22 protein-coding genes are annotated in these 26,179 nt (G+C 67.6%); 5 read left to right on the plus strand and 17 right to left on the minus strand.

Annotated elements, in window-relative coordinates:
- Window position 1: 1 nt before the first annotated feature.
- The 11 genes from DES45_RS01555 to aceA form a co-directional block, all read right to left on the minus strand.
- The gene (locus DES45_RS01555; RefSeq protein ID WP_147282327.1) at window positions 2-2,143 is read right to left on the minus strand and encodes an HWE histidine kinase domain-containing protein; all 2,142 of its coding nucleotides are present in this window, start codon (window positions 2,141-2,143) and stop codon (window positions 2-4) included.
- Window positions 2,140-3,198: a sensor histidine kinase gene (locus DES45_RS01560; RefSeq protein ID WP_114768215.1), complete on the minus strand. Its 1,059-nt coding sequence runs from the start codon at window positions 3,196-3,198 to the stop codon at window positions 2,140-2,142. The genes DES45_RS01555 and DES45_RS01560 overlap by 4 nt, the downstream gene beginning before the upstream one ends.
- A 9-nt stretch (window positions 3,199-3,207) precedes the next feature.
- On the minus strand, window positions 3,208-3,654 hold the full coding sequence (locus tag DES45_RS01565; protein ID WP_114768216.1) for a response regulator: 447 nt from the start codon (window positions 3,652-3,654) through the stop codon (window positions 3,208-3,210).
- Window positions 3,655-5,895 (minus strand): ATP-binding protein, encoded by a 2,241-nt coding sequence (locus tag DES45_RS01570; RefSeq protein ID WP_114768217.1) that lies wholly within the window; start codon window positions 5,893-5,895, stop codon window positions 3,655-3,657.
- Window positions 5,892-6,458 (minus strand): biliverdin-producing heme oxygenase, encoded by a 567-nt coding sequence (locus DES45_RS01575; RefSeq protein WP_170151357.1) that lies wholly within the window; start codon window positions 6,456-6,458, stop codon window positions 5,892-5,894. Before DES45_RS01575 ends, DES45_RS01570 begins: the two co-directional genes overlap by 4 nt.
- A 108-nt stretch (window positions 6,459-6,566) precedes the next feature.
- Window positions 6,567-7,319 carry an ABC transporter permease gene (locus DES45_RS01580; RefSeq protein WP_114768219.1) on the minus strand — a complete coding sequence of 251 codons (753 nt, stop codon included), beginning with the start codon at window positions 7,317-7,319 and terminating at the stop codon, window positions 6,567-6,569.
- The gene (locus DES45_RS01585; protein ID WP_114768220.1) at window positions 7,316-8,254 is read right to left on the minus strand and encodes an ABC transporter ATP-binding protein; all 939 of its coding nucleotides are present in this window, start codon (window positions 8,252-8,254) and stop codon (window positions 7,316-7,318) included. Before DES45_RS01585 ends, DES45_RS01580 begins: the two co-directional genes overlap by 4 nt.
- The gene (locus DES45_RS01590) at window positions 8,247-9,365 is read right to left on the minus strand and encodes an ABC transporter permease (protein WP_245429747.1); all 1,119 of its coding nucleotides are present in this window, start codon (window positions 9,363-9,365) and stop codon (window positions 8,247-8,249) included. The genes DES45_RS01585 and DES45_RS01590 overlap by 8 nt, the downstream gene beginning before the upstream one ends.
- 138 nt (window positions 9,366-9,503) lie before the next feature.
- Window positions 9,504-10,415, minus strand: a complete 912-nt coding sequence (gene osmF / locus DES45_RS01595) for a glycine betaine ABC transporter substrate-binding protein OsmF (RefSeq protein ID WP_114768222.1) — start codon at window positions 10,413-10,415, stop codon at window positions 9,504-9,506.
- A 186-nt stretch (window positions 10,416-10,601) separates the two neighbouring features.
- Window positions 10,602-10,808, minus strand: a complete 207-nt coding sequence (locus DES45_RS01600) for a DUF4170 domain-containing protein (protein ID WP_114768796.1) — start codon at window positions 10,806-10,808, stop codon at window positions 10,602-10,604.
- A 42-nt stretch (window positions 10,809-10,850) separates the two neighbouring features.
- On the minus strand, window positions 10,851-12,170 hold the full coding sequence (gene aceA / locus DES45_RS01605; protein ID WP_114768223.1) for an isocitrate lyase: 1,320 nt from the start codon (window positions 12,168-12,170) through the stop codon (window positions 10,851-10,853).
- 187 nt (window positions 12,171-12,357) lie between these two features.
- Here aceA and DES45_RS01610 point away from each other — a divergent pair, with 187 nt between their 5' ends.
- Window positions 12,358-13,791 (plus strand): helix-turn-helix domain-containing protein, encoded by a 1,434-nt coding sequence (locus DES45_RS01610; protein ID WP_114768224.1) that lies wholly within the window; start codon window positions 12,358-12,360, stop codon window positions 13,789-13,791.
- A gap of 4 nt (window positions 13,792-13,795) precedes the next feature.
- Here DES45_RS01610 and DES45_RS01615 read toward each other — a convergent pair whose 3' ends face one another.
- From DES45_RS01615 to DES45_RS01625, 3 genes are read right to left on the minus strand one after another with little or no spacing between them, the layout of a single operon-like run.
- Window positions 13,796-14,308 carry a GNAT family N-acetyltransferase gene (locus tag DES45_RS01615; RefSeq protein WP_114768225.1) on the minus strand — a complete coding sequence of 171 codons (513 nt, stop codon included), beginning with the start codon at window positions 14,306-14,308 and terminating at the stop codon, window positions 13,796-13,798.
- Between the two features lie 9 nt (window positions 14,309-14,317).
- Complete coding sequence (locus DES45_RS01620; protein ID WP_114768226.1) at window positions 14,318-15,058, minus strand: glutamine amidotransferase; 741 nt, start codon at window positions 15,056-15,058, stop codon at window positions 14,318-14,320.
- The gene (locus DES45_RS01625) at window positions 15,051-15,521 is read right to left on the minus strand and encodes a tellurite resistance TerB family protein (RefSeq protein ID WP_170151358.1); all 471 of its coding nucleotides are present in this window, start codon (window positions 15,519-15,521) and stop codon (window positions 15,051-15,053) included. Before DES45_RS01625 ends, DES45_RS01620 begins: the two co-directional genes overlap by 8 nt.
- Window positions 15,522-15,880: 359 nt before the next feature.
- Between DES45_RS01625 and DES45_RS01630 the strand changes: the two genes are divergently transcribed.
- The 4 genes from DES45_RS01630 to DES45_RS01645 all read left to right on the plus strand — a co-directional run bounded on the left by DES45_RS01630 (window position 15,881) and on the right by DES45_RS01645 (window position 23,161).
- The gene (locus DES45_RS01630; protein ID WP_114768228.1) at window positions 15,881-16,267 is read left to right on the plus strand and encodes a response regulator; all 387 of its coding nucleotides are present in this window, start codon (window positions 15,881-15,883) and stop codon (window positions 16,265-16,267) included.
- A 147-nt stretch (window positions 16,268-16,414) separates the two neighbouring features.
- Window positions 16,415-20,056, plus strand: coding sequence for a tetratricopeptide repeat protein (locus DES45_RS01635; protein WP_114768229.1), 3,642 nt, complete (start codon window positions 16,415-16,417; stop codon window positions 20,054-20,056).
- 3 nt (window positions 20,057-20,059) lie between these two features.
- Entirely contained in the window at window positions 20,060-22,045 is a 1,986-nt protein-coding gene (locus tag DES45_RS01640) for a CHASE2 domain-containing protein (RefSeq protein WP_245429690.1), read from the plus strand.
- A gap of 228 nt (window positions 22,046-22,273) precedes the next feature.
- Complete coding sequence (locus DES45_RS01645; RefSeq protein WP_114768230.1) at window positions 22,274-23,161, plus strand: cation diffusion facilitator family transporter; 888 nt, start codon at window positions 22,274-22,276, stop codon at window positions 23,159-23,161.
- A gap of 70 nt (window positions 23,162-23,231) precedes the next feature.
- On the opposite strand, the gene DES45_RS01650 is transcribed toward DES45_RS01645, so the two are convergent.
- The 3 genes from DES45_RS01650 to DES45_RS01660 all read right to left on the minus strand — a co-directional run bounded on the left by DES45_RS01650 (window position 23,232) and on the right by DES45_RS01660 (window position 26,157).
- Window positions 23,232-24,986 carry an ABC transporter substrate-binding protein gene (locus DES45_RS01650; protein WP_114768231.1) on the minus strand — a complete coding sequence of 585 codons (1,755 nt, stop codon included), beginning with the start codon at window positions 24,984-24,986 and terminating at the stop codon, window positions 23,232-23,234.
- Between the two features lie 97 nt (window positions 24,987-25,083).
- The gene (locus DES45_RS01655; RefSeq protein WP_114768232.1) at window positions 25,084-25,368 is read right to left on the minus strand and encodes a DUF2160 domain-containing protein; all 285 of its coding nucleotides are present in this window, start codon (window positions 25,366-25,368) and stop codon (window positions 25,084-25,086) included.
- 12 nt (window positions 25,369-25,380) lie between these two features.
- Window positions 25,381-26,157, minus strand: a complete 777-nt coding sequence (locus tag DES45_RS01660) for a carbohydrate ABC transporter permease (RefSeq protein ID WP_245429748.1) — start codon at window positions 26,155-26,157, stop codon at window positions 25,381-25,383.
- Window positions 26,158-26,179 lie beyond the last annotated feature (22 nt).

The following is a 26,179-nucleotide window of genomic DNA, read 5'->3' on the forward strand; positions in this document are numbered from 1 at the left end:
GTCAGGCGAAGCGCTTCTCCTCCTCGTCGGCCACTTCGGCCGCGATCAGCACCGACTCGATAGGGAACGTGATGACGCAGCGCACCCCGGCCGGCGCAAAGTCGAGCTTGATGTCGCCCCCGAGCTGCTGCGCCAATCCTCGCTGAATGAGTTTGGTGCCGAAGCCCTGCCGTTCGGGCTTCTTCACGAGCGGACCGCCCCTTTCCGTCCACTCCACGAGGAGCAGAGCAGGGCCAGGGCCGCTCGTGACGGCCCACATCACGGACAGTCTGCCGTTCTCGGCCGAAAGGCTTCCGTACTTTACGGCGTTGGTGGCGAGTTCGTGCACCGCCAGCCCGAGAGCCAGCACGGCGCTCGGCTGTAGATTGACCTTAGGTCCCCTGAACCTGATCCGCTGGCGCAAGGCGTCCTGATAAGGATCGAGCTCGCTTCTGAGCACATCTTCGAGCAGCGCGCCGCTCCAGCTCGTGCTGGTGAGCAGGTCGTGCGTCTTGGCGAGGCCCTGGAGGCGCCCGATGAACGCGTCCCACGCGTAGGGGTCCCCCGCCTCCGCGGCCCGGCGCGTCATGGCGGCGACCGACTGCACCGTCGCCAGGGTGTTCTTGACCCGGTGGTTGAGCTCATGCAGCAGAAGCGCCTGCCGCTCGTCCGCCTCCCGCCCCTCCGTCACGTCCTGCGAGACGCCCACCATTGAGAGGGATCCGTCCGGGCTGAGGCGCGTGCGTCCGCTGATCCGGATCCAGTGCTCGCTCTGATCCGGCCAGATGGCGCGGTATTCCACATGCAGATCCGTCCGGTTCGCCATCGCATGCGCGACGGCCTCCGCCTGCTTGGGCCGGTCGTCCGGATGAATGGCCGCAACGAGATCCATGTAGGTGAAGGGCTCGTCCGGCGCGCGGCCGAAATTCGCCCTGCACATCGGACTGGTCAGGAACTCGCCCGTCGAGGGGTTGTACTCCCAGGACCCCAGTTCGCCCGCGCCGAGCGCAAGGCGCAGGCGCGCCTCGCTTTCCGCGACATGCGCCAGCACCTCCTCGCGAGACTGCTTCTGGCTGCGGATCGCCGTGGAGGCCTCGGCGAGCGCGTTCCGGATCGCTTCGAATTCCAGCACGCGGGTCGGCGGTCCGTCGACCGGCTCCCCGCGCCCCAAGGCCTGCGCGGATGCGACGAGCCGGTCGACCGGGCTCGCGATGGAGCGCGACAGGATCGCGGCCAGGACGCCGCCCGCGATCAGGACGGCCGCGAGCCCCAGAAGCCAAAGGAGCGGGCGCCACAGGGCCGCGGCGGTTTCGGATGCCGGGAGCCCGATGATGAACGACCAGCCATAGGCCTCCGAGCGGTTGAAGTAGGTGCGCACGGGAATGCCGTCCAGCGTCATGCTCTCCACATTGCCCTCCGCGGAGGACGCGATGGCTTGCAGCAGCCCCGGGCGGACGTACTGCCCGATGAAATGCTCTGGCTCCCGGGATCGGGCGACGATCTTGCCGCTCTGGTCCAGGACGGAGGCGCTCCAGCCCTCGGCGATGCGCTGGTCCTGAATGAGCTTCTGGAACACCTCGGAGCCGATGGCCGTCGAGAGCACGTAGGCGACCCTGTCGGCGACGACGACGGGCACGTCGAGCGTGACGAGGCGCTGCTCGGTGATCGGCCGCACGGCGAATTCGGACAGTTCCGTCCGGCGCGTCTGCTGGATGCGGCGGATCGTGTCGGGCCTGATGCTGTCCGGCAGGGGCGTGCCATAGGCCACGCGCGTGTTCAGCAGCACCTTGCCGTCCATGCCGGTCAATACCACCCAGGCCGGCTCCGGCAGGCCCGCTTCCTTCGCCTGCCGATAGAAGGCCGCGAAGTCTCCGGTGCGGAGATGCGGCGAGGATGCCAGGATCCGCATGGCGGTCTCGGTCTTCTCGATCTCCCGATCGAGCGACAGGGTCATAGCGCGGGTGATGTCCTGCACGCGCAGATCCGTCGCCTGTCGCTCGGCCCGGTATACCGAGTAAAATCCGGCGCAGGCGATCACGATGGCCGGCAGCACGAGCGCCAGGACGAGGCCCCAGAGCATGTGGCGCAGCGAGATGCGCGACGCCCCGAAGGAGCGGCCCTCCATGGATCCGGCCTGGTCGGTTGTCCCACCCCTGTCGCTCATCGCTGCTCGCCACCTCCCTGCATCGGCATCGTGACGCGGACGAGAATGGCGGGGTCGTCCTCCGGCCATTCGACAACGGCTTCGAGCTGGCGAGCCAGGGCTTTCAGGATGGTTCCGGTGCTGGAGTCGCGGGCCGCCTTCTTCTCCCCGGGGCTGAAGTAGTCGTCCGAAAGCTGGAAGTACACGCGCCCGTCGCCGGAGCCCATCGCGAGCTTCAGCTTTCCGTGCCGGTGCTCGTAGGCATGGGCGAGGGCATTGACGACGATCTCATTGAACAGGAGCGCCATCGGGGCGGCCTTCGCGGCCTCCACCTCGATGGTCCCGACATCGAATTCCGGGACGATGCGGACAGCCTCCATGTTGGCGGTCAGCTCCTCGCAGAGGCTCCTGGCGAAGGTCGCCGCATCGAACCGGGCGGAGCCCTTACCGTCGTAGAGATCCCGATGCGCGGCCGCGAGCGCATTGAGGCGCTGCCGCATGTAGCCGAGGGCGTCGCGCACATCCTTGTTGTCCGCCTGGCGGATGTCCATCCCGATGAGCGACATGAGGAGCTGCAGGTTGTTCTTCACCCGGTGGTCGAGCTCGTGCAGCAGGGCCGTCCGCTCGTCCAGGAGCTGGTGCAGGGCCTCCTGGGCTCGCCGCCGCTCGATGCGCGCGTGAGCTTCGGACAGGGCGCGCAGAACCGTCGCAGGCAGGCGCTCGAGCCGCTGCTTCAGGACGTAGTCCGTCGCACCCCGCTTCAGGGCCTCGATCGCCACCTCCTCGCCCAGCGTTCCGGACACGAAGATGAACGGCGTGTCGGGGCAGAACTCCCGCGCCAGGTCGAGCGCGCTCAGCCCGTCGAAGGCGGGCAGGAAGTAATCGGCCAGGATGAGGTCCCAGCAGGTCTCGCGAATGGCCTTGGTGAAGTCGGCGCGGCTGACGACGTTGTCGATCTCGGCCGCGAGACCGGCGGAGGCCAGCGTTTCCGTCACCAGCTCGACGTCGAGCACGCTGTCCTCCAAGAGGAGGATGCGCAGCGCACGATCCGTCTGAGGTGCAACGGGCTGGTCCATCGGGCCTCCCTAGCCGCCGTTTCGCGGCGGCGGCTCGTTGAGGATCGCCCAGAAGACGCCGAGGTCCTGGATCGCATCGAAGAACTCGCGGAAGCCCACGGGCTTCACCACGAAGGCGTTCACGCCGAGTTCGTAGCTGCGCACCACGTCGCTCTCCTCCCGCGAGGAGGTGAGCATGACCACGGGCGTGTGCCGCAGGACCGGGTCCGCCTTGACCTTCTCCAGGACCTCGAGGCCATCCACCTTCGGCAGCTTGAGATCGAGCAGGACGACGGCAGGGTCGCTGGTGTTGCGGCTCTCGTGCACGCCGCGGCGGTACAGAAAATGGAGCGCCTCCGCGCCGTCGCGGACGACCACGACTTCGTTGGCGAGCTGGCTCTGCTCCAGGGCAGCCAGCGTCAGTTCGATATCCTTCGGGTTGTCTTCGACCAGAAGAATAGGCTTCAGTTCCGGCATTCACGCCGCTCCTTCGGAAACAGGCAAGGAAAAGTAGAATGTAGCACCCTGGTCGAGAACACCCTCGGCCCAGGCGCGGCCGCCATGTCGCTCCACAATGCGGCGAACATTGGCCAATCCGATCCCGGTGCCCTCGAATTCCTCCATCCGGTGCAGGCGCTGGAAGACACCGAACAATTTGCCGACATAGGTCATGTCGAAGCCGACGCCATTGTCCCGAACGGAATAGACGATCTCTCCGTCGTGCCGCAGGCCGCCGATCTCGATCCGGGCCTCGTCACGCGTTCGGGTGTATTTCACGGCGTTCGACAGAAGGTTCTCCCAAACGAGGCGGATCATCACCGGGTCCGCGACGGCCGGGGGCAGGTCGTTGATCTTCCAGGCGACCCGGCGCCCGCCCACCTCCATGGCGAGCGATTGCCGGACCTCGTCGACCATCTGGCGCATGTCGAGGCGCCGGGGCTTCAGGGAGGTGCGCCCCATCTGCGAGAAGCTGAGCAGGTTGTCGACCAGGGTGCCGGCCGTATAGGCGGATTCGATGATCGTGTCGACGTAGCGGCGGCCGCGCTCGCTGAGCTGCTCCGCCTCCTGCTTCTTCAAGAGCTCGGAGTAGCCCACGATGTGGCGGAACGGCGCGCGCAGATCGTGCGAAACGGAGTAGGAAAAGGCCTCCAGCTCCTTGTTGCTGCGCTGCAGCTCGCTCGTCAGCTCCGCAAGCTCCTCGGCCCGGCGCAGGACGATGCCGACGACCGTGTTGCGCAGCTCCTTGACGGCCTCGATCTCGGTCGGATCCCACGGGAGGGCGCGGCCCCGCACGGTTTCCTTCCAGATCTCGAAGGAAAGCCGCGGATGAAGCTTCTGCACGCCCCCCACCTCCTGGACCGGCTTCGTCGGGTCGCCGCCCCAGTTGACCGTCTGCACGACCTCGGGCCGGAACCAGAGCACGTAGCTCGCATGCCGCTTCGAGATCGAGATCGAGAGCAGGCCGCTCGCCACATCCGCATAGGCGGACGCCTGAGGGAAGTGCTGCGACAGCGTATCGGTGGCGAACACGTCCTCGTCGTGGTGCTCGGCGAGCCAGGCATACAATGCCCTGACGGCGCTCTCGCTCGGCGTCTTCCCGAGGCGCCAGCAATGATCTCCGGACACGATCGCGGCGCCTTGGGCACCGGCCAGACGCATGAGTTCCGAGGGGTGCTTCACCAGGCCCTCGATGAAGATCTCTTCCTCGGCCATATGGGCGAGAAGCCGCGCCTGCACGGACCGAAGGCGGATGCGGTTCTCGGCCAGGATCGTGTTCTCGCGCGCTTCGAGCTGCAGCGAGAAGATCTGGGTGAGGAAGTCACAGGCATTGCGCACCTGCAGCGGAACCCGCCGGGGATCCTTGTTGTGGCAGGAGATCAGCCCCCACAGCCTGCCGTCGCGCAGGATCGAGATCGACATGGACGCGAGCGTGCCCATGTTGCGCATGTACTGAAGATGAACCGGGGAGACGCTGCGCAGCACCGAGTCGCTCAGGTCGAGCGGCGTCGGATCATGGGACTCGATGGGAACCGGCGTGTAATTGGCGTCGGGAATGATGCGAAGCCGGTTGCGCCGGTAGAGCTCCCGCGCCTGGGCCGGGATGTCCGAGGCCGGAAAGCGCAGGTCGAGATAGGACGGCAGGACTTCGTTCCTGTCCTCCGCGATGACCGTGCCGTTCCAGTTGTCGTCGAAGCGATAGACTAGGACGCGGTCGAACCCGGTCAGGCGGCGGACGTCTTCCGCGGCGACCCGGCAGAGATCGTCCACGGTCACCGTCGTGCGCAGCTGGTCGACGAAGCGGCGGAGCGTCGGATAGAGCGCATCGAGGCTGGCGACCGAATTGGCCGGAATTTCCTCGAGCTCCAGCACCACCTGGTCGCCAGAGCGGGAGAGCACTGCATCGAAGCTCCGCTCGCCGGTCGTGGTCTCGAGCCTCATGGGACGCAGATAGCGGGTTCCCTCCTCGGCGCTCGGCTGGGCGACGTCCGCCCCGATCTCGGCCGCGAGCAAGGGCAGTGCCTGCAGCAGGGGCCGGTTCAGGAGCGTGCCTGGGGCGAGCCCGAACAGGGGAGCGATGTTCGCGCTCGCATAGGTGACGACCTGGTCGGATGGCCGCATCGCCAGCAGGATCCCGTGCGGCTGGATGCTGCCTGGGATGTGGATGGGCTCGCGCTCGCACGCGGTCAGATCGAGGTCCGGTGGTGTCTGAACGTTCATGGCACCTCGCATAACCAGTCATGCATGACATCGAAGGTCCGGCTCGCGGAGGCGACGATGAGATCGTCCGTCTCGGGCGAGGACGCGGCGGCGAGCATCGTCCCGAAGGATTTCCACATCATGGCCGTGTCCCGTCCGTAGGACCGGAAATAGGCGCAGCCGGTCTCGACGGAAAGTCCGAGCCGGCGCTCCACGTCACGGGCGATGATCGTGCCACCGAGGGTGGAACCCTCGACCACATACATGCTCCCCAGCACGGCGGTGGGGGCCTGCAGGGGCATCAAGGGATGGCAGCGCGGCAATCGGGCAATTTCATGAGCGCTCATTCCGAGGGCCCGGAGATCCCGGGCCAGAAGATCGGCCTTGCAGCGGCGACGGAAGGCCTGCCGGTCCGGAGCGCGCGCTTCCGCCGCCGCCTCCCATACCGTGTGGAACCCGTAGAACCGGGCCAGCAGCGCGCGATAGGCCTCGCGTGACGCGATCCGTCGTTCGAGGTCGATCGCCGCCTCGATCCGATCGTGGGCCGGACGCGTTTCAATTTTCAGTCGTTCGAGCAATGTCATGAATGAAGGGACTCTAGGGAAACTTTTCCCCCGCGTATAGGCCATGGAGGTCGTAAACGGGGCTCGCCTTCTGCGAGGTCAATTTAACGTGAAGGTGACGGCCCGGCTTCACGAGGTCGCCGCGACGCCGCCAAGCTTCCGGGCCATTGTTCGCTCCGCCGTCATGAACAGGTCGTGGATCAGGATCGCCAGCAGGGCGACCACGGCTCCGCCCTGAAGGATGAAGGCCGTATTGTTCGATTGCAGCCCGGCGATGATGACCTCCCCCAGCCCCTTGGCCGCCACCGTCGAGCCGATCGTGGCGGTGCCGAGATTGATGACGACCGAGAGTCGGATTCCCGCCAGGATGATCGGCATCGCCAGCGGGAGTTCCACCTCGAGGAGGCGCCTCGATGGGCTCATCCCCATGCCCTTGGCGGCCTCGAGGGTGAGCGGGGAAACCTGCGTGAGACCCGTCAGGGTGTTCTCGAAGATCGGCAGGAGCCCGTAGAGAAAGAGCGCGATGAGGGTCGGCTTCGCGCCGAAACCGACGAGCGGCACGGCGATCGCCAGGACGGCGATCGGCGGGAAGGTCTGGCCGATGTTCACGAGGCTGCGGGAGAGGGGCAGGAACTCCATCCCCATCGGGCGCGTGACGAAGATCCCGAGCAGCACTGCCACGACGGTGCTCGCCAGCGTCGCGCCGAAGACGGTTGCAAGGTGGGCGAGCGTGAGCGTCAGAAGGCTGCCCTGATTGTAGATGGCCGGAGCGCCGTTCACCGTGAGGGGCTCGAAGACGGGCGCGAACAGGTCCGGCGCCGTCACGAAAGCGACGAGGAGCAGAAGCGCCGAGGCGCGCAGGAGCACGGAACCCCGGCTCATGCGGAGGACCGCCCAAACCGCAGGATCCGGTCGACGCTCACGCGCCCGATGACGGTGCCTCCCGCATCCGCGACGGGAAGGACCTCGCGTCCCGACCAGATGAGCCTGGAGAGCGCCTCGCGCAGGTTCGTCGACGCGCTGAGGGCTTCACCCTCCGCCGTCCCCGGCTCGAGCGCATCCTGCACCCTCGCCAGGGACAGGAGGCGGAAGGGCCGCTCGGCCGTGCCCACGAGACGCTCGACGAACTCTTCCGCCGGCCGCATCAGCAGTTCCGCCGGCGAGGCGTATTGCAGGAGTCGCGCCTGATCCATCACGGCGATCCGGTCGCCGAGATGGAACGCCTCCTCCATGTCGTGGGTCACGAGCACGATCGTGGTGCCGAGCCGCCGCTGGATCGCCAGCAGATCGTCCTGCGCCTTGGCGCGGATGACCGGATCGAGCGCGCCGAAGGGCTCGTCCATGAGCAGCAGGGCGGGCCTCGCCGCAAGCGCCCGCGCCACGCCGACCCGCTGCTGCTGGCCGCCGGAGAGCTCGTGCGGATACTTCCCGGCGAATTCCGCCGGGTCGAGCTGATAGAGGTCGAGCAGCTCCTCGACCCGGGCGGCGATGCGCTTCCGGTCCCAGCCCAGGAGGCGCGGCACGGTGGCGATGTTGTCGGCCACGGTCCGGTGCGGGAAGAGCCCGTAGCCCTGGATCACGTAGCCGATCCGGTGGCGGAGCTCGTCCTCCGGGATCGCCATGGTGTCCTGGCCGTCGATGAGCACGCGGCCGGAGCTGGGCTCGATCAGCCGGTTGATCATGCGCAGCAAGGTCGATTTGCCGGCCCCCGAGGTGCCGACGACGACCGCGACGGTGCCCTCCTCGATCACCATCGAGACCTCGTCGACCACGACGGTGTCGCCGTAGCGCTTGCTGAGGCGTTCGATCTCAATCATGGCCGTTCGCCAGGTCGATGGCGGCATCGAGAATCACGGCCGCCGTGAAGGCGAGCGCGACGGTGGGAATGGCGCCGAGCAGCACGAGATCGATCGCCGTCTGCCCGATGCCCTGGAACACGAAGGTGCCGAACCCTCCCCCTCCGATCAGCGCCGCGACGGTGGCGAGGCCGAGATTCTGCACGAGCACGATGCGGATGCCCGTGAGGATGACCGGGAGCGCGAGCGGAAGCTCGATCTGCGTGAGGCGCTGCCGGTCGGACAGGCCCATGCCGCGGGCCGCCTCGACGACCGCCGCCGGAACCTGCGCAAGGCCCACCACGGTGTTCCCGACGATCGGCAGGAGCGAATAGAGAAAGAGCGCCACCAGGGCCGGGGCGCCGCCGATGCCGCGGATTCCGACTTCCGCCGCGAGCGGCACCGTGGCGGCCAGATAGCCGAGCGGCACCATCAGGATGCCGAAGAGGGCGATGCTCGGGATCGTCTGGACGATGCTGAGCACCGGGAGGATCGCGGCCCTCAGCCGGGGCGCGCGATGACAGAGAATGCCGAGCGGCAGCCCGACCAGGCAGGCGGCCAGGAGCGATCCGAGCGCCAGGAAGAGGTGCTGCCTGGCCTCGCGCCAGAAGCCGTCGGCCCGGGTGGCGTATTCCTTCAGGATCGACAGCCCGTTCCAGGCTCCCGAGAGCACCAGAAGCGCCACGAAGGCCGCCGCGACCGCGAGCGCCGCGAGGCGCGCCCAGGGACCGAGGCGCAGGCGCGTGAGCGAATCCGCCACCAGGAGCCCCAGGGCGAGCGCCAGGAGCCAGAAGCCCAGGGCCGGAGAGATCCGCGCGAAGGTGTTCCCGGGCGGCGTCAGGAACCACGCGGCCGCGCCGACGGAGGGCGTGACGACCATGAGCCCCAGAGCCGCCGCTCCCAGGCGCAGCCAGGGCTGCTGCACCACCACGGCCGCGACCGCCGCCAGGAGAGCCGCCGCGAGCACGGCCCCGGCCAGGATCGGTGACACCGCTTCGACCAGCATCCGGGCCTCGCCCGCCACGATCCGGTTGGCCCGGTACGTCACGAAGGGCGCGGCGAAGACCGCGATGCCGATCAGCACCGCGATCACGCCGCCGAGGCGATCGACGGAAAGGCCGGGCCGCGACGAAGCCTCGCCGAGCGCACGGCCTGGAAAGGTGGTCGGATTCACGGGCAGCCCGGTGCCTTCCGCAACATGGCAGCTCTCAAGCGATCGCGCGCGAGCCGATCACTTGAGGAAGCCCTTGGACTTCAGATACTCGGTCGCGACCGCCTTCGCGGCCTCGCCGCCCACCTGCACGCGGGCGTTCAGGTTCTGAAGCGTGGTGAGATCCAGCGATTCGAAGACCGGCTTCAGCACGTCGGCGATCTTCGGGTTCTCCTTGAGGACGGCCTCGCGGACGATGGGCGCCGGCGCATAGACGGGCTGCACGTTCTTGTCGTCTTCGAGCACCACCAGTCCGGAGGGCGCGATGCCGCCGTCCGTGCCATAGACCATCGCGGCGTTCGCCCCGTTGGTCTGCTCGGCCGCCGCCTTGATGGTCGCGGCCGTGTCGCCGCCGGACAGCACGATGAGCTGCTCGGGCTTCATCTTGAAATTGTAGGCGGCCTGGAAGGCCGGCAGGGCCGCCGCGGAATTCACGAACTCGGCCGAGGCGGCGAGCACCACCTTGCCGCCGCCCGAAACCCATTTGCCGAAATCGGACAGGCTCGCGAGCTTGTTCTGCGAGGCTACGTCCTTGCGCAGCGCGATGGCCCAGGTGTTGTTGGCCGGCGACGGGGTGAGCCAGACGATCTTGTTGGCGTCGTAGTCGAGCTTCTTGGCCGCCTCGTAGCCCTTGGCGGCGTCCTTCCAGATCGGGTCGTCGGCCTTGTTAAAGAAGAAGCCCGCATTGCCGGTATATTCCGGATAGATGTCGATCTCGCCCGCCGTGATCGCCTTGCGAACCACGGGGGTCGCACCGAGCTGGATGCGGTCCTGCGTTTTGATGCCGTTGGCATTGAGGGTCAGCAGGATGATGTTGCCCAGCACTGCGCCCTCGGTGTCGATCTTCGAGGACACGACCACGTCGGCCCTGGCGGACAGGGCCGTCAGACCGAGGGCGACGGCGACGGTCAACGATTTCAGGACGGCTTTCATGGAGATCCCCTAGGAGTTCGGCGCAACGGCCCTGCTGTTTTAGGTCACGCCGCGCCATTAGGCAGAGGGTGCCGCCAAGAAGTTCCCCGAAATAGACGATAAAAATGCGGGAGCACGCAACAAGGCACCGCCGTTTTCCCCAGGGGAAGGCGGTGCCTGTTCAGATGCGCGGAGGAAGCGGCCGGCTCAAGCGGTTACGGCCGGCGGCTCCTGGGCGATGGTGAAGCGGACCTGCGCCTGCGGGCGGTGATCCTCGGAGAGGGTGCGCCAGGTGCGCTCGGCGTCGGTGCGGCTGTCGAAGGGGCCGACCACCCGCTCCGTGCCCTGAACTAGCTGTTCGCAGTCGCAGGAGGTGTATTCACCACCGACCACCCAGAAACGTGACTTTTGCATGCTGATCTCCATCGGTGAAAAGGGTTTTGGGATTTGGGAGGCTCACTCCGCCGCCTGAAGCTTGGCGGCGGTCTGGAACTGCGCGGTCTCCGTCGAGTCGCCCATGGCGGTCGTGGAGGACTTGCCGCCGGTGATGACCACCGAGACCTGGTCGAAGTAGCCGGTGCCGACCTCGCGCTGGTGGCGGGTTGCCGTGTAGCCGTCCGCCTCGGCGGCGAACTCGGCGGCCTGGAGTTCCGAATAGGCCCCCATGCCACGGTCGCGATAGCCGCTCGCTAGGTCGAACATGCCGAAGTTGAGCTGGTGGAAGCCGGCCAGGGTCACGAACTGGAACTTGTAGCCCATGGCGCCGAGCTCGCGCTGGAACTTGGCGATGGTGGCGTCGTCGAGCTTCTTCTTCCAGTTGAAGGACGGCGAGCAGTTATAGGCCAGGAGCTTGCCCGGATAGCGCTTGTGGACGGCTTCGGCGAACTTGCGCGCATCGTCGAGGTCCGGGTGCGAGGTCTCCCACCACAGCAGGTCGGCGAGTTCCGCATAGGCCAGGCCGCGGGCGATGCAATGGTCGAGGCCGGTGCCGTCCTTGAGGCGGTAGAACCCTTCCGGCGTGCGGCTGTCGGGCTCGATGAAGGGACGGTCGCGCTCGTCCACGTCGGAGGTGATGAGCTTGGCCGATTCCGCGTCCGTGCGGGCCATGATCAGGGTCGAGGTGCCCATCACGTCGGCCGCGAGGCGTGCAGCGATCAGGTTGCGCTCGTGGGCGGCGGTCGGGATCAGCACCTTGCCGCCCAGATGACCGCACTTCTTCTCCGAGGCGAGCTGATCCTCGAAATGGACGCCCGCCGCGCCGGCCTCGATATAGGCCTTCATGATCTCGAACGTGTTGAGCGGACCGCCGAAGCCCGCTTCCGCATCGGCCACGATCGGCAGGAACCAGTCCCGCTTCGCCCCGCCCTCCGCATGCTCGATCTGGTCCGCGCGCTGGAAGGTGCGGTTGATGCGGCGGCACAGCTCCGGGCCGGAATTGGCCGGATAGAGCGACTGGTCGGGATACATGGCGCCGGCGACGTTCGCGTCCGCCGCCACCTGCCAGCCGGAGAGATAGATCGCCTCGAGACCCGCGCGGGCCATCTGCATGGCCTGGTTGCCGGTCATGGCGCCGAGGGAATGGATGTAGGGGCGCTCCTGCAGGAGCTGCCACAGGCGCTGGGCACCGCGCTCGGCCAGGGTGTATTCGATCTTCACCGAGCCGCGCAGGCGCTCGACGTCCTCGCGGGAATAGGGGCGGCGGATCCCGTCGAACCGTCCGGCGGGGGCGGAAGAGATCAGGTCAGCGAGGGAACCCGGGGGCGTCTGGGCGGTCATGGTTTATCCTTCCGTTTACATCCGTTGACAAAGGGGGCCTGCAAACCGCAATCTCTTTGTGCGAGCAGTGCTTCTGAAGGTAATAATCATCAGCGAAGCTATTGTTTCAACGAGAGTTTCAGGAAGAAAAGTCGTGTTGTCACAACACGACACAGCACTGAGAGTAAAACTGTAAAGAAATTTACCTATGGATGAGAGCAGAAAGCTGTTCGTCGGACCCCGCCTCAAACGCCTGCGGCGGGAGCGCAATCTCAGCCAGGCCCGCATGGCCGAGGAGCTTGGCCTGTCGCCGAGCTACCTGAACCTGATGGAGCGCAACCAGCGCCCGATCACGGCGCAGGTCCTGATCCGGCTGGCCCATGCCTATTCGCTGGACCCGCGGGAATTCGCCACGGACGATCACGAGCGAACCGTCTCCGAGCTGGACGAGGTCTTCGCCGACCCGCTCTTTCGCAGCGCTCCGGTGTCCCGGATCGAGCTGCGCGAAACCGTGGAGAGCGCCCCGACCCTGGTCGATGCGGTCAACCGGCTCTACCGCGCCTATCAGGCCTTGCGGGGCGCGAGCGAGGCCATGACGCCGCGCCTGAACGACCGGGACCGGGCCGAGGACGCGCCGCAGGACAACCCGGTCGACCGGGTGCGCCACCTGATCCACGAGGCCAAGAACCATTTTCCGGAGCTGGACGAGGCCGCCGAGTCCCTCGCGTCCGATCTTGCGCTCACCGGGCACGAGCCGTTCTACGCGGTCAGTGAGCGCCTGCATGCCAAGCACAGCATCCGGGTGCGCATCATGCCGGTCGACGTGATGCCGGATTCCCTGCGCCGCTTCGACCATCACCGGCGGCAGCTCCTGATCTCCGAGATGGTGGAGCCCTCGGGCCGCACCTTCCAGGCCGCCTACCAGCTCGCCTTCGCGGAGATGCGCGAGACCATCGACGCCCTGGCGGCCCGGCTGGAGCCCGAGGACGGTCCGGCGCGGCGGCTCCTGCGCGTCTCTTTCGGCAACTACTTCGCCGGCGCCCTGATGATGCCCTACGGCAGGTTCCACGCGGCCGCGGAGGCGCTGGGCTACGACGTGGAGGTGCTGGGGGCCCGGTTCGGGGCGAGCTTCGAGCAGGTGGCGCACCGGCTCACCACCCTGGCCCGTCCGGGGGCGCGCGGCATCCCGTTCTTCCTGGTGCGGGTCGATTCCGCCGGCAACGTGTCGAAGCGGTTCTCGTCGGGCCGCTTCCCGTTCTCGCAGTTCGGCGGCACATGCCCGCTCTGGAACCTGCACAGCACCTTGCGGACGCCCGGCCAGGTGGTGACGCAGGTGATCGAGCTGCCGGACAGCTCGCGCTGGTTCTCGGTCGCCCGCTCGGTCAAGCGCGCCTTCACCCCGTGGGGCATGCCCGATCCGCAATTCGTGGTGGGCTTAGGGTGCGAGTTGAAATACGCCCATCGGCTCGTCTACGCCCGCGGCCTCGACCTCTCGGCCCCGGACCCGACCCCGATCGGCATCAATTGCCGCCTGTGCGAGCGGGTCGCCTGCCCGCAGCGCGCCGCGCCGCCGCTGATGCACGCGCTGATCGTCGACGAAATGAAGCGGGGCGTGTCGCCATTCGAATTCGACGCGACGTGATCGATCAGGCCGGGCGGTCGTGCCGGTAGAAGGCGTTGGGAATACCGTCGACGTCCCGGATGCCCGTGAACGCCATCCCGGCCTTTTCGAGGACTCTGCGGGATGCGACATGCCCGGCCACCGCGAAGCCGATCACGTGGTCGACGGGCTCGACCCGGTAGATCCAGCCGAGCAGCGCGCCGGCGGCCTCGGTCGCATAGCCCTGCCCCCAGAGAGAGCGCATGAAGCTGTAGCCGAGCTCGAGCTCGCCTGTCTCGGAGAAGAGCCCGAACCCGGCGCGGCCGAGGAACGCGCCGTCCCGGTCCGTGACCTTGAACTTCGTCCAGCCATGGGCCGCGTAATCGGCCCGGAAGCCGTCGAACTTGGCCTTCAGGTACGGCTCGTCCCAGGGCGGATCGCCCATCGCCAGGAAATGCTGTACCTCCGGGTCGCCGTGGAGGGACGCAAACAGCGGGAAATCCTCCGCCGTCCAGGGGTGGAAGCACAGGCGCGCGCTGGTCAGGATCGGCGTCGTCATGGGCAGCGTTCAGCGCTCGGCGGCGAGCCAATGGTCCAGGAAGGCGTCGAGCCAGAGCCGGACATGGGGATCGTACTGGAAACGGCCGTTGATCTGCCGGACGCGGTCCTGCGCGCCGGGCATGGCGAGGCGCTCGGCCGCCACCACCGTCCAGCGGCAGATCATGGCGTGAGTGACCTCCGGGTGGAACTGCAGGCCGAAGGCCGCCTCGCCCACCCGGATGGCCTGGGTCGGAAAGTCGTCGCCGGACGCGAGGGTCTCGGCTCCCGTAGGGCAGTCGAAGCCCTCCCGGTGCCAGTGATAGACGTGGGTCGGCCAAGGCGCGCCGAGATCCTCGCCGAAGACCTTGCCGGCCGGGGTCGGAAGCAGCGGGTAATAGCCGATCTCCGCCCTGCCCTCCGGGTGCTGCCAGACGCCGGCGCCGAGGTGCTTGGCGAGCATCTGGGCTCCGAGGCACAGGCCGAGGAAGGGCTTCTTCTCGGTAAGCGGCACCCGGATCCAGTCGATCTCCGCCTTCACGAAATCGTCAGGATCGTTGGCGCTCATGGGCCCGCCGAAGATCATCGCGCCGCCATGCTTCTCCAGGGTCTCCGGCAGCGGGTCGCCGAACCGGGGCCGCCGGATGTCCAGGACATGGCCGCGCTCCTGCAGCAGGCGCCCCACCCGCCCGGGGGTCGAGTGCTCCTGGTGGAGAACGATGAGGATGGGGTCCTTGGGCTTGGGCGCGCGCCGCGCTGCCGGCCTAGCCACGGGCCTGGTCCGGAACGAGGTTCCTGAGGGCCTCTTCCTTAATGGCGGCGATCTCCGCCTCCGGGAGGTCGAGGAGCCGGCCGGTGCGCCAGATCAGGTCGTCCTCGAATTCATGGACCGCGCCGTCGATGGCGGCGATGCGATAGGCCAGCGCCAGGAGGCGCGGCCGGTCTTCGGAAGGAACGTCCTGGGCGATGCGGTCGATCAGGGAGGTGGAGGGCTCCAGGGTCCCCTCGATCTCGGCGGCGTGCCGCAGCAGGCGCTCCGCCTGTTCGCGGGTCAGGCCAAACCGGGAGCCGAGGAGCACGCGGAGCCCCTCCTCCTCGACCTTCAGCGTCCGGCCGTCGGCGCGGGCGATGAGGATCAGGAGGACCGCAACGGTCAGGCGCTCGTCGGTTTCGGCGGAATCGTCAACGGGGAGAGAATCGTGGAAGAAGTCGCGCAAGCGGGTGATGACGGACATGGCCGGAATATTCGGGTGCCGCGCCCGTCTTCGCAAGAGGCCCCTCATGAGCGTCGTGAAAGGCGCCCCTGCTTCGGCGGCAGGCCTGATCCTTCCGGCAGACCGGACGGGCTCTAAGGCGAAGAGTCGCACGGGATCTCGAGAGGCGCTCCGGCCTCGCCGTCACTTTCACGAATAAAGTCAAGCTCTTCCGGACCTAGGCAAGCGACGCTCCCCACCCTAAGTTAACCCCTGCTGACATCGCATGACCGTTTCGCCGCATGCCCCTCTGTTGCAGGACGGCGTGGCAGTGATATTAGCATTCAATTCCCTGGCTCCGGCAAAGACCGGCTGCCCTTACGGCATGAGAAAGAGCACCTGTGACTGAAAGTATCACCAGCAGCGACCTTAGCGGCCTCAAGATCCTCGTCGTCGAGGATGAGGCGGCCATCTCGCTCCTGCTCGAGGACATGCTGCTCGATTTCGGCTGCGAGGTGATCGGTCCCGCAGCGCGCCTGTCCGCGGCCCTCGATGCCGTCGCGAACGAGAAGGTCGACCTCGCCATTCTGGACGTGAACGTGGCAGGCGAACCGATCTACCCAGTCGCTGAGGCTCTCGCCCAGCGCTCGATCCCGTTCGTCTTCTCGACGGGCTACGGCAGCGCCGGCATCCGCGACACGTTCCGGGACCGCCCCGTCCTGCAGAAGCCGTTCGCTCAGAACGATCTCAAGCAGAAGCTGCTGATGGCCCGCAAAGTGAATCCGTGAGGATTCCAGGTCACGCACTCCAATTTTTCGTCCCCGATGTGCCGTAGAGCACGGCATATCGTTACGGAAATCGTTTTGAGGTTACGTTATTCCTGCTAAGGTTCGCCGCCTTCAGGGTACCTTGTAACTTCCAAGCCGATCTTCCCCATGCATCCTCGCTCCCTCCGGTTCCTGGTCGCCACCAGCGCCCTCGCCCTTTCCCTGGCCGGCGCGCAGGCGCAATCGCCCGTTCCGCGAGCGGCTCCCGCCGCAGGCGCCATCGTGGCCGCCAAGGGCGGCGAGGAACTGCGCTTCGTGCGGGAGGAGGCCTGGCGGTCGGCCGAGCTTAGGCAGGACCTGCTCGGCGGCGACGCGCTGCGCACCAACGCCATCGGCAACCTGGCGATCCTGTTCTCCGACCAGACCCAGATCCGCGTCGGGCGTAACTCGACCCTGACGGTGAACGAGATCGCCGGCGCCGGCGCCGGGACGACCCAGCTCAACCTCCAGGCCGGCAACATCTGGGCGCGCGCCAACCGGGGCGGAACGGGCGTGGACGTCAAGACGCCGGCCGCAGTGGCGGCGATCCGCGGGACCGACTGGTCCCTGTCGGTGGACGGTTCGGGCAAGACGTCGCTCATCGTCCTGGAGGGCGTGGTCGAGCTCTCGAACCCACAGGGCTCGGTGACGGTCCGGCAGGGCGAAGGCGCCGTCGCGTCCATTGGCCAGGCGCCGACGAAGTTCGTGCTCGTGAACTCCAACGACCGCGAGCAGATGCTCTTCTACATGACGCTGCGGGACGCGTTCACCTCGACCTCGGTGTCGCCCCTGACCGGTCCGGCGCTGCGTGCGGAGCGCACCCGGATCGCCGCGATCCCGCCGGAGAACCGGCGGGCCGAGGACTGGCTGAACCTTGCGGAGATCGCCCCCTCGTTCGACGGCCGCGCCGCCGGCGTCGCCGCCCTGGCGGAGGCCCGCCGCTTTCCGCTCAACGCCCGCCAGAGGGCGCGGGCGGACCTGGTCGAGGCCGTGCTGGCCGGCGCGCAGCGGCGCTGGAGCGAGTCGGCGGCTCTCTTCGCCCGTGCCGAACGCGGCGGGCTCGATCCCAAGCGCCGCATCAGCGCCGCCTACGGGCGCTACATCGCGCAGTCGCTCGCGGACCCGAAGCGGATCTATCCCGAGCCGAAGCTCAGCCCGAACGATCCCGAGGCCGCCCTGGCCCACGCCTATGTGGTGGCCTTTCGCGAGGATCTAACCGCGGCCGCCGAGGTGATCCGGCAGGCCGAGAAGCGCTTTCCCAACGACACCCGGATCGCCGTCCTGTCGGCGCAGCTCGCCTTCGCGCTCAACCGGCGCGAGGAGATGCGCGAGGCCATCGCCCGCGCGGTCGCCATCGATCCGGACGATCCGGCCGTCGTGATGGCGCACGCCAACATCAAGGGCGACATCGACGGGCGGGTGAATGAAGCGATCGACGACCTGCGCCGCGTCGCGGCCGTCGCGCCGGGCGACCCGGACGTCTGGAACGACATCGGCCTGTTCGAATCCACCCGCGACCGCCCCATCGCCGCCGAGGAGGCCCTGCGCCGGTCCATCGCGGAGGATCCCGAAAGCCCGATCGCCTACGTCAATCTCGCGCTCCTGATCCTCGACCAGAACCGGGTCGACGAGGCCGGCGTCCTGATCGAGAAGGCGCTCGAACTCGATCCGGCGTTCCACATCGGCTACGTGGCCAAGGGGCGCTACCTCCTGCAGAAGGGCGAGGCCGCCCGGGGGCTCGACTTCATCCTCATGGGCTCCGCCGCCAACCCGGCCCATTCGCAGGGCCTGCTCGCCGCGGCGATCGCCTATTACCAGAACGGCGACGAGGAACTGGCCGATCAGGCGCTGGACAATGCCGACCGCCTCGACCCGAACGATCCGATCGTCTCCATCGTCCGCACGGCCATCGCCATCGACCAGTACCGGGCCGACGAGGCGGTGCTGAGCGCCCGGGAGGCCGTGCGCCGGTTCCGCCAGCGCGGCGGGGATTTCGCCGGGATCGCCGTGAACCGGCAGGCCGGCTCCTACCCGGCCCAGGCCTACCGGTTCATCGGCCTGAACGAGTGGGGCCGCTTCTACGGCGACCGGGTCTTCGACCCCTTCACGGCTTCGGGCTATTTCGACCAGGCCGCCGCCCAGCGTCCGACCCTTCTCACCGCGCGGCCGACCGTCGCGACCGTCGAGGGAGAGACCGCGGACCTGACGGCCTTCAACCTCGTCGTGCAGGGCCTGTTCTTCGATCCTCTCGCGGTGTCGGGCCGGATCGGCCGCCTCGATCTCCTGCGCCGCCCCTTCCTGGATGTGGAGGTCGGCGGCAGCCTGCTGTTCCGGGACAACCGGGTCGGCTGGGGGACGGAGGCCAACGTCCAGGGCTTCACCAACGAACCGATGCCCACCTCGTTCTCCCTTGCGGCAAACCGCCTGCGCGGCGACGGACGCAACCCGATCGACAAGGAGGAGGCGGACAGCGCCTCGTTCTTCGTCGGCTCGTCCCCCTCCGCCACGGACCGCTTCCTCGTCTTCGGGGCGGCCGCCAGCGCGGAGCCGGGCCTCGCGCGGATCGACACCCGGACCCGCTTCTTCACGGGCCAACAGGAGACCACTGCCCTGACCGGCGGGGCCGGCTGGAGCCACAGCTTCAGCGACCGCAACGTCCTCACGGGCGCGGTCTTCGCCCAGCGCAGCTTCGACCGCCGCTACTCGCAGGCGACCTCCGCCGATCTGTTCCCGCTCATCGTGGGCGGGGAGCAACGGGAGCGGCGCTGGACCGAGGGCGTCGTCGCGGCTTTGGGCCATACGGTCGGGTTCGGTGACCTGACCCTCCGCTACGGCTTCGAAGGACAGGCCGGACGATCCTTCAACAGCGCGTTCGGAAACAGCTTCGTTCTCAACGCACAGACCAATCGCATCGAGCGCGCCGACATCAACGAACGCACGGAGGCGGATTTCCGCGCCACCCGTCTCTATGCGGACGCCTTCTGGCGGCCGTCGGACTGGTTCGAAGCCGAGGTCGGAGTGCAGCGGACGTCCGTCGACGTGGAGAGCCAGCCGGGGGACACGTCGGTGACGCCGCGGCTCGGCATCGGCGTCTCGCCGTTCGAGGGGCACTGGCTGCGGGCCGCGTACCAGCGCGACGGCGACCTGCCGCTCGCCTTCACCCTGGCGCCGGTCACGACCGTCGGGCTCGTGCCCAACGAGCTGCCGACCGCGCTCGGCGGCCGCATCGACACGCTCGCCCTGCGCTGGGACGCGGAGTGGAGCCCCCATGTCTTCACGGCCGTCGAGTACCAGCGGCAGGATGCCCGCGGCCTCGACCTGCCTCTCGCCGCCACCCTCGACAGCATCTCGATCGGCAAGGCCCGGATCGAACGTCTCGCCGCGACCGCGAACCTCTGGCTCGGTTACGGGATCGGCGTGTTCGGCACCGTCGGCACGGTCTCGTCCGAGATCCGCTCCGCCGAGGCGGTCGGCGCCGACGTGCCCTTCATCGCGGGACATTTTGCACGGGCGGGCCTCACCTTCGTCCATCCGAGCCGCCTCAAGATCACCATGGCGGGCACCTTCGTGAGCGACCTGAAGGGCGACATCGCCGGAACGCGCCTCGACGATTACTGGACGGCGGACGGCTCGGTGACGTGGGAAACGCCCGACCGGCGGCTGCTCCTGGGCTTCAGCGTCCTCAACCTGCTCGACCAGGATTACGAGATCGCCCCCGGCATTCCCGGCACCGGCCGGACCTACGCGGCCACCATGAAGGCGCGGTTCTGAGGAGTGGGCGGCCCTGAGACAGGCGCCGATTCGTCCCGGACGGGAAGCGCCGACCGGGCAGCCCTGCGCCACTTCGCGATCGCGGCCTTCATCGCGGCGCTCCTGATCCCGCTCGCGTTCTTCAAGCCCTTCGGCCTGATCGAGGCACGGTTCTACGACGTGCTCTCCACCATCGTGCCGCCGCGTCCTCCGCAGCCTGGCGCTCTGATCGTGGCGATCGACGAGCCGTCCTTTTCCGAGATCGGGCAGCGCTGGCCCTGGCCGCGGGACCTGCATGCGCGGCTGGTCGAGAGCCTGCGCCGCGCCGGCGCCCGGGTGATCGGCTTCGACGTCATCTTCTCCGAGCCCTCTTCCGAGGAGGCCGATAAAGCTCTCGCGGCCGCCCTGGGCCCGGACGTGGTGCTGGCGGCGGACGACGTGACGACCGTACTCGAACAGGGCGTCCAGACGACCCGGGTCACCCCGATCGATCCGTTTCTCGATGCCGGCGCAACGCCGGGCGTCACCTCGGTCGATCTCGACGGCGACGCTTACTTACGCCTCATGCCGCGCGTGTCCGAGGGCTTCGCGGCCGAGATTCTGCGCGTCGAGGGCGTCGCCGTCGGCCCGCCGCCGGAGGGCGCGCTGATCCAGTATTTCGGCCCGGCCGACACCTATCCGCGCGTGTCCTACTACCAGGCCCTCGACCCGGAGACCTTCCTGCCGCCCGGCCGCCTCAAGGGCCAGACCGTGCTCGTGGGCCTCAGCCTGAAGGCCGCGACCTCCGCCGATGCGGGCGCGCCCGATACCTTCCCGACCCCCTATACGCTCACCAGCGGCACCCTCACCGCCGGCGTGGAGGTGCAGGCGACGATCCTCGACAATCTGCGCCATCGCCTCTACGCGGTGCCGGTCCCGCGCCTCGCCATGGCCGGTCTCATCGTGGCCGCCGCCTTCCTGGCCGCCGCACTCTGCCGCCGAGGGATCTCCAAGCGCGCGGGCGTCCTGGCCGCCCTGACGATCGTGGGGCTCCTGGTCGGCGCCTGGGCGCTGCTGCGCTTCGGGCGCATCTGGGCGCCCCCTGCCCTGCCGATGGCGGCGGCGCTGGGCGTCTTCGGGGCGCGGTTCGGCGTGGACTTCATGCGCGAGCGCCAGATGCGCCGCGCGGTGTCGGAGGCCTTCTCGCGCTACCTCGCGCCGGAGCTGGTGGCGCAGCTCGCCCGCGACCCCAGCGCCCTGAAGCTCGGAGGCGAGCGCCGCAATCTCTCGATCCTGTTCTGCGACGTGCGCGGCTTCACGAGCATGTCGGAGAGGCTGAAGGACGAGCCGGAGCGGCTCACCACCCTCATCAACCGCCTGCTCGACGTGCTCTCGGGCGCCGTGATGGCCGAAGGCGGCACCATCGACAAATACATGGGCGACTGCGTGATGGCTTTCTGGAACGCGCCCCTGCGCAATCCCGACCATCCGCTGCGCGCCGTGCGCGCGGCGCTCGGCATGATGGGGGCCGTCGAGGAGCTGAACCGGGTGCTGCGCCAGGAGGAGGGCGAGAACGCCCCCCGCTTCGCGGTCGGCGTCGGCATCAACACGGGCGACTGCATCGTCGGGAACGTGGGCTCGCGCTGGCGCTACGACTACTCGGTGCTGGGCGACGCCGTGAACCTCGCCTCGCGCCTGGAGAGCCTGTCGAAGGAGTTCGGCGTCTCGGTGATCCTCGGCCCGGCGACGGCCGCGGCCGTGCGCGGTCATTTCGTGCTGATCGAGCTCGACCGCATCGCCGTGCGCGGCCGCGCCACGGAATCCGCCATCTACACCGTCGTCGCGCCGGCCGCACAGCAGGCTGATCCCGCCATCGCCGAGCTGGAGGAGACGCATCCCCGCCTGCTCGCGGCCCTGCGGGCCGGGCAGAGGCAGGACGCCGAGGCGCTCCTCGACCGCTGCCGCACCCTCGCTCCCTCCCTCGCCGGCTATCACGACAAGCTGGCGGCCAGGATCGCGAAGATCGCCTGAGCCCATGTTCATCCCTGGTGGCCCGACGAGGAGGTAAGGGAATTCAGCCTCCGGTTGGCCCAAGCGCATCGATTTCCTCCCCCTCCGCTTTCCTCCGGCCGGGAAGGACGTGCGCGCGCCCTGCTCCTGCAAGCCATTTGCAAAGAGAAACAAAGACTTGCGGCTTCTGCGAACCGCTCTATAAGGTCGCCTCCGCCCACCCCCGACCCTGACATAGCCCGGACGCCTATGGACAAGATTCAGAAACTTGCCATCGGCAGCATCGTCATCGGAGCGATCGTGTTCGCTCTGAAATATGCTGCCTATTACCTGACGGGCAGCATTGCGCTCTATTCGGACGCGCTCGAGAGCATCATCAACGTGGTGACGGCGGTGGCGGCCTATATGGCCGTGCGCGTGAGCGCGCAGCCGGCCGACGCCAACCACCCATACGGTCATCACAAGGTCGAGTATTTCTCGGCGGTGCTGGAGGGCGTGCTGATCATCGTAGCGGCCCTGATGATTCTCGAGGAATCCTATCGCGGCTTCATGGCGCCCAAATTGCTGGACGCCCCGGCCGAAGGCCTCGCCCTCAACGCGCTCGCCGGCTTCATCAACGCCTTCTGGTCCTGGATGCTGATCCGCGAGGGGCGACGCCTGCGCTCCCCGGCGCTGGCGGCCGACGGGCGCCATCTCCTGACGGACGTGGTCACCTCCTTCGGGGTTCTGGCGGGGCTCCTGCTCGTGCCGATCACCGGCTGGGCGCAGCTCGACCCGGCTCTCGCCGCCGTGGTGGCGCTCAACATCCTCTGGTCCGGCTGGGGCCTGATGAAGGAGAGCATCAGCGGCCTCATGGACGAGGCGGTGCCCGACAAAGTGCTGACCCAGATCCGCGAGGTCATCTCGAACAATGCCGCCGGAGCCATCGAGGCGCACGACCTGCGCACCCGCCACGCCGGCAAGGTCACCTTCATCGACTTCCATCTGGTGGTGCCGGGCGGGATGAGCGTCACGGACGCCCACGACATCTGCGACCGCCTGGAACGTGCCCTCAAGAAGGACGTGGACGGCGCGCTCGTGACCATTCACGTGGAGCCGGACAACAAGGCGAAGCACGCCGGCATCGTGGTGCTTTGACGGGTGCGGCCCAAGAAAAAAGGAGGGGGCGTTCACCCCCTCCTCCTCTTCGTTGCGCGGTCGATCCGGCTCAGCTGCGCTTGGGCGGCGAGGCGGGCCAGCTCTTGATGAGCGTGTCGTAGTCCACCGTCTCGCCCTTCGGCTTCTCGTTGGCGAGCTTCGGCTGCGGCGCGATCGTGCCCGAGGCGGCGGCCTTCTTGATCCACTCCTCGGCCGAGGTCTTCGGGTTCAGCTTCGGTCCGCACTCGCCCTGCACGTTGGCGCGCTCGAGGCGTCCGAGCACTTCGTCCTGCGCGGCCGCAAGCGCGTCCATCGCCTGCTGCGGGGTCTTGGCGCCAGACGCCGCGTCACCGATGTTCTGCCACCAGAGCTGCGCGAGCTTCGGATAGTCCGGAACGTTGTTGCCGGTGGGCGTCCACTGCACGCGGGCCGGCGAGCGGTAGAACTCGATCAGGCCGCCGAGCTTCGGGGCGCGCTCCGTGAAGCTCTTGTCCCAGATGTCGCTCTCGCGGATGAAGGTGAGGCCCACATGGCTCTTCTTCAGCGAGACCGATTTCGAGGTCACGAACTGCGCGTAGAGCCAGGCCGCCTTGCGGCGCTCGAGCGGCGTGGACTTCAGCAGCGTCCACGAGCCCGCATCCTGGTAGCCGAGCTTCATGCCCTCCTTCCAGTACGAGCCGTGCGGCGACGGAGCCATGCGCCATTTCGGCGTTCCGTCCGCATTCACCACCGGCAGGCCGGGCTTGACCATGTCGGCCGTGAACGCCGTGTACCAGAAGATCTGCTGGGCGATGTTGCCCTGCGCCGGCACCGGTCCCGATTCGGAGAAGTTCATGCCGTTCGCCTGCGGCGGGGCGTATTTCTTCATCCAGTCGAGATATTTGGTGATCGAGTAGACGGCCGCGGCGCCGTTGGTGTCGCCGCCGCGCTCCACCGAGGAGCCGACCGGGCGGCAGCCCTCCATGCGGATGCCCCACTCGTCCACCGGCAGGCCGTTCGGGATGCCCTTGTCGCCGTTGCCGGCCATCGACAGCCAGGCATCGGTGAAGCGCCAGCCGAGCGACGGATCCTTCTTGCCGTAGTCCATATGGCCGTAGACCTTGACGCCGTCGATCTCCTTCACGTCGTTGGTGAAGAACTCGGCGATGTCCTCATAGGCCGACCAGTTCACCGGGACGCCGAGGTCGTAGCCGTACTTGGCCTTGAACTTCTCCTTCAGGTCCGGCCGCTGGAACCAGTCGTAGCGGAACCAGTACACGTTCGCGAACTGCTGGTCGGGCAGCTGGTACATCTTGCCGTCCGGCGCGGTCGTGAAGGACTTGCCGATGAAGTCGTTGATGTCGAGCGTCGGCGAGGTGACATCCTTGCCCTCGCCCGCCATCCAGTCGTCGAGCGCGATGGCCTGCTTGTAGCGGAAGTGGGTGCCGATCAGGTCGGAATCGTTCACCCAGGCGTCGTAGACGTTGCGGCCCGACTGCATCTGGGTCTGGATCTTCTCCACCACGTCGCCCTCCTGGATGAGGTCGTGGGTGAGCTTGATGCCGGTGATCTCCGAGAAGGCCTTGGCAAGGGTGCGGGCCTCGTACTCGTGAGTGGTGATCGTTTCCGACACCACGTTGATCTCCATGCCGGCGAACGGCTTCGCGGCATTCACGAACCATTCCATCTCCTTCATCTGCTCTTCCTTGGAGAGCGTGGAGGGCTGGAATTCGGTGTCGACCCAGCGGCGGGCTTCCTCCATTCCGGCGAAAGCCGCGCCCGTGCCGAGCGCCATCGCGATCGTACTGGCGGACACAAGAAGCTTGAGACGCGATCTTGCAAACATGGGTTCTTCCTCCCGTGATCGGCCGGTTGTCGTCCCGGCCGGGTTCTTCCCTTCGGCCCCGTCTTTCAGGGCCGCAGAGCCTTGTTGAACCTTCCCCTCACACGAAGCGGAACACGGCCGCCGCGTAGACGAGGGAAAGGCCGAATGCCCACCAGAGCTGCTCGGGTCCGAAGAACCCGAGCCAGGCGAGATGAATGAAGGCTGCGCCGAGCAGCGAAATGAACAGCCGGTCGCCGCGGGTCGTGGGGATGCGTAAGACCCCGACGCGCTCCGCCTCCGGCCGCGCGACGGCGAGCACCGTCATGACGAGGAGCAGGCTGGCGATGCCGGCGAAGAAGAGGCCGGTCTGCCAGGTCCAGGCCATCCAGGCGAGATCAGGCATCGACCGCCCTCCTCAAACCCGCCCCAGGGCGAAGCCCTTGGCGATGTAGTTGCGCACGAACCAGATCACGAGCGCGCCCGGCACGATGGTGAGGACGCCGGCCGCCGCGAGCATGCCCCAGTCCATGCCGGAGGCCGAAACCGTGCGGGTCATGGTGGCCGCGATGGGCTTGGCGTTCACGGTGGTCAGCGTGCGCGCCAGCAGCAGCTCGACCCAGGAGAACATGAAGCAGAAGAAGGCCGCCACGCCGATGCCTGAGGCGATCAGCGGCATGAAGATTTTGATGAAGAACCGCGGGAAGGAATAGCCGTCGATGGCGGCGGTCTCGTCGATCTCCCGCGGCACGCCCGACATGAAGCCCTCCAGGATCCACACCGCGAGCGGGATGTTGAACAGGCAATGCGCCAGCGCCACGGCCCAGGGCGTGTCGAAGAGCCCGATCGCCGAGTAGAGATTGAAGAAGGGCAGCGCGAACACAGCCGGCGGCGCCATGCGGTTGGTGAGCAGCCAGAAGAACAGGTGCTTGTCGCCGAGGAAATGGTAGCGCGAGAACGCATAGGCCGCCGGCAGCGCGAAGGTGATCGACAGCACCGTGTTGATCACCACGTAGGTGAGCGAGTTGATGTAGCCCGAATACCAGCTCTCGTCCGTGAAGATGCGGATGTAGTTGTCGAAGGTGATCTCCCGCGGCCAGAGGGTGAGGCCGGAGGTGATCTCCAGGTTGGTCTTCAGGCTCATGTTCACGAGCCAGTAGATCGGCAGCATCAGGAACAGGAGGTAGAGGGTCATGACGACCACCTTCCCGTTCACC

It is taken from the genome of Microvirga subterranea (genome assembly GCF_003350535.1).
In the GTDB taxonomy this organism is placed as follows: domain Bacteria; phylum Pseudomonadota; class Alphaproteobacteria; order Rhizobiales; family Beijerinckiaceae; genus Microvirga; species Microvirga subterranea.

Bases quoted from the DNA above. Each gene is read 5' to 3' on its own strand.
- DES45_RS01655 (WP_114768232.1), bottom strand. From the start codon at position 25,368: ATGCCTGATCTCGCCTGGATGGCCTGGACCTGGCAGACCGGCCTCTTC.
- DES45_RS01635 (WP_114768229.1), top strand. From the start codon at position 16,415: ATGCATCCTCGCTCCCTCCGGTTCCTGGTCGCCACCAGCGCCCTCGCC.
- DES45_RS01585 (WP_114768220.1), bottom strand. From the start codon at position 8,254: ATGATTGAGATCGAACGCCTCAGCAAGCGCTACGGCGACACCGTCGTG.
- DES45_RS01570 (WP_114768217.1), bottom strand. From the start codon at position 5,895: ATGAACGTTCAGACACCACCGGACCTCGATCTGACCGCGTGCGAGCGC.
- DES45_RS01625 (WP_170151358.1), bottom strand. From the start codon at position 15,521: ATGTCCGTCATCACCCGCTTGCGCGACTTCTTCCACGATTCTCTCCCC.
- DES45_RS01560 (WP_114768215.1), bottom strand. From the start codon at position 3,198: ATGGACCAGCCCGTTGCACCTCAGACGGATCGTGCGCTGCGCATCCTC.
- DES45_RS01610 (WP_114768224.1), top strand. From the start codon at position 12,358: ATGGATGAGAGCAGAAAGCTGTTCGTCGGACCCCGCCTCAAACGCCTG.
- DES45_RS01565 (WP_114768216.1), bottom strand. From the start codon at position 3,654: ATGCCGGAACTGAAGCCTATTCTTCTGGTCGAAGACAACCCGAAGGAT.
- DES45_RS01575 (WP_170151357.1), bottom strand. From the start codon at position 6,458: ATGACATTGCTCGAACGACTGAAAATTGAAACGCGTCCGGCCCACGAT.
- DES45_RS01615 (WP_114768225.1), bottom strand. From the start codon at position 14,308: ATGACGACGCCGATCCTGACCAGCGCGCGCCTGTGCTTCCACCCCTGG.
- DES45_RS01555 (WP_147282327.1), bottom strand. From the start codon at position 2,143: ATGAGCGACAGGGGTGGGACAACCGACCAGGCCGGATCCATGGAGGGC.
- DES45_RS01650 (WP_114768231.1), bottom strand. From the start codon at position 24,986: ATGTTTGCAAGATCGCGTCTCAAGCTTCTTGTGTCCGCCAGTACGATC.
- DES45_RS01660 (WP_245429748.1), bottom strand. From the start codon at position 26,157: ATGACCCTCTACCTCCTGTTCCTGATGCTGCCGATCTACTGGCTCGTG.
- aceA (WP_114768223.1), bottom strand. From the start codon at position 12,170: ATGACCGCCCAGACGCCCCCGGGTTCCCTCGCTGACCTGATCTCTTCC.
- DES45_RS01580 (WP_114768219.1), bottom strand. From the start codon at position 7,319: ATGAGCCGGGGTTCCGTGCTCCTGCGCGCCTCGGCGCTTCTGCTCCTC.
- osmF (WP_114768222.1), bottom strand. From the start codon at position 10,415: ATGAAAGCCGTCCTGAAATCGTTGACCGTCGCCGTCGCCCTCGGTCTG.
- DES45_RS01600 (WP_114768796.1), bottom strand. From the start codon at position 10,808: ATGCAAAAGTCACGTTTCTGGGTGGTCGGTGGTGAATACACCTCCTGC.
- DES45_RS01645 (WP_114768230.1), top strand. From the start codon at position 22,274: ATGGACAAGATTCAGAAACTTGCCATCGGCAGCATCGTCATCGGAGCG.